At 52.9% G+C, this 3,235-nt stretch carries 1 protein-coding gene; it reads right to left on the minus strand.

The window, feature by feature from the left end:
* The coding region (locus tag ACWVCM_RS00745; RefSeq protein ID WP_455199780.1) for a hypothetical protein at positions 1–3,235 on the minus strand (3,235 nt) is incomplete at both ends.

Here is a 3,235-nt window from a genome sequence, read left to right on the forward strand (position 1 = left end):
GGGGTGGGGGTGGCGGTGGCGCTGCACAATCCGCTGGCGGTCCTACGAGCCATCCTGCCGTGACATGACAATCATTACACTCTCCTGCCGGCTCACAATGACCACCGTTTTTGCCTTGCGCAATGCCTCCATCGTGACAGAATGAGCAAACGTCAAAGGCATCGGAGTGCGAGAATAATCCGGCAACGTTCGTCCAGGGTGTCGGCGGCACGTTATGACAGTTTTCACAGATATCAGATGTATTAGGATGATTACCCGGTTTACCCGTGGCTATACCACCGTCATGACAACTGACACAAGTACCAATTACCTGGCTATGATCCAGTGGCGTAATTAATTGTACCCAGGTCTGTGGTGGCACGTTATGACAGACTTCACACAGATCGGTGGTACTGGGATGATTACCCGGCTTACCTGTGGCAATGCCACCATCGTGACAACTCACGCAAGTACCGAGCACCTGAGCATGATCCAGCGGCGAAATAAACGGCAGCCAGGTATCTGGAGGTACACGATGACAAGCTTCACAGACATCAGTGGTGGATGGATGATTGCCGGGCTTACCGGTCGCAACGCCGCCATCGTGACAACTCACGCAGCTACCAATAACCTGATTGTGATCCAAGGGACTGATGAATGGCAGCCAGTTATCGGGCGGCACACGGTGACAGGCTTCACAAACATCTGATGTCGGTGGATGGTTGCCAGGTTTTCCTGTGGCAATGGTGCCATTGTGACAACTAATGCATGTACCTATAACCTGACCGTGATCCAGAGGCGTAATCAATGGTAGCCAGGTACTAGGCGGCACTCGATGACAAGCTTCACATACATCTGTTGTATTTGGGTGACTCGCAGGCTTACCCGTGGCAATAGTACCGTTATGACAACTGACACAAGTGCCCAGCACTTCATTATGATCCAGCGGCGAAATAAACGGCAGCCAGGTTGCTGGCGGAATGTTATGACAGGCATCGCAGTTGTCCGAAGTATTGGGATGGTTCCCCGGCTTACCGGTTGCAATGGTGCCATTGTGACAACTGACACATGTACCTAAGACCTGGTTATGATCCAATGGACTAATAAATGGTAACCAGGTATTGGGCGGTACACGATGGCAAGCATCGCAGACATCAGATGTATTCGGATGATTGCCCGGCTTACCAGTTGCGACCACGCCGTTATGGCAACTGACACAAGTGCCAAGCACCTGGTTATGATCTAATGGAGTTATAAACGGCAACCAGGTTGCTGGAGGAATGTTATGGCAAGCCTCACAAACATCGGTTGTGGTTGGATGACTTCCCGGTTTACCCTGGGCGATCACGCCATTGTGACAACTGGCACAGGAGCCAATTACCTGGCTGTGATCCAGTGGTGTTATAAACGGCAACCAGGTGTTGGGTGGTGTTCTATGGCATGCTTCGCACAGGTCACTGGTATTCGGATGATTGCCCGGTTTGCCGGTTGCGATAGCACCATTATGACAACTGGCGCAGGTTCCAATAACATGCCCGTGGTCCACGGCACTGGATTGCACGGGAGTCCACAGCGTCGGGCCCGGTTGGTGACAGGCATCACAGGTATTTGTACTATTAATATGAATACCTGACTTGCCTGACGCGATTGTACCATTGTGACAGCTGGAACAGATGCCCACTACTTGCGTATGATCTACAGCGCTACTGGCTACCGGCGTCCATGTCTGTGGAAATTTTTCATGGCAGGCATCACAAACATCGCTCGTGGGTATGTGCGCCCCGCTCTTACCGCTCGCTGTTGCACCGTCATGGCAGGTAATACAGTTACCAGCAAAGCTGGTGTGATCCACGGTTGTCACCTGCGTCCAGGAACTGGTGACATGGCAATTATCGCATTCCAACGTCGTTTGGACATGGCCAGCACCTTTACCTTGCGCACTCACACCATCATGACAACTGGAGCAAACACCCAGTACTTCATTATGGTCCACTGCGCTCGGAGCAACTGGCAACCACGGAGTCGGACCAGGCTGGTGACAGGTATCACAGGCATCAGTTGTACTAATATGATTGGGACCTTTACCGGACGCGACAACACCGTTATGACAACTGGCACAGGTACCAATCACCTGGTTATGATCAACCGCATTGCTGGCAAGGGGCGACCATGGTGTAGGCGCAACGGCGTGACAGCTCTCACACACATCACTGCTACTTATATGTGAAGGCCCTTTGCCTTGTGCAATCACGCCATTGTGACAACTGGCACAGGTTCCGATGACATGCCCATGATCCACCGCACTCGGTGATAACGGAGACCATGGTGTTGGCCCCGGGGCGTGGCAGGCATCACAGGTGTTTGTACTATTGATGTGATTTGCAGACTTGCCTGATGCGAGCGTACCGTTATGGCAACTGGAACAGATTCCCACAACCTGGTTGTGATCCACTGCCGCCGAAGCAACCGGTGTCCAGGCAGCCGGGAATTTTTCATGGCAGGCATCACAGACATCGGATGTGGGCAAATGAGCGGGGCCTTTGCCACTTGCGGTTAGACCGTCGTGACAGGAAATACAATTACCCGTAAATGTCGCGTGATTGGGGGCGCCGCCACTCAGTGCAGGAACCCAGGCATTGAAAGTATGACACTGATCGCATTCCAGGGTGGTTTGTATATGTGCGGGTCCTTTGCCCTGGGCAATCACATTGTCATGGCAGCTGGAGCAGACACCCAGTACTTCATTGTGGTCGACTGCACTATTGGCAACAGGTGTCCATGGTGTTGGACCTACTGCGTGGCAGGCATCGCAAACATCCGTCGTACTAATATGTGCCGGGCTTTTACCGGATGCAATAGTGCCATCATGGCAACTGGCACAGGCACCAATGACATGACCATGGTCTACTGCATTGTTCGCGACCGGTGTCCAGGGCGTTGGTCCTGCGGCATGACACGCATCGCAGGTGTTGGTGGTATTGATATGGCTAGGTGATTTACCGCTGGCCAGGGTGCCATTGTGACAACTGGAGCAAATACCCACCACTTCCGTGTGATCCACGGCATTGGCCGCGACTGGTGTCCAGGTCGCGGGGAATACAGCATGACAGGCATCACATACATCCGAAGTAGTCAGGTGATTCGGTCCTTTACCACTGGCGCTGACACCGTCATGGCAGGTAATGCAATTATTCACAAAGCCGGTATGATCCACTGCCGCGGGAACCCATTGCTGGGTGCTATGACAGGCATCACA

The organism is Kaarinaea lacus (genome assembly GCF_975902315.1).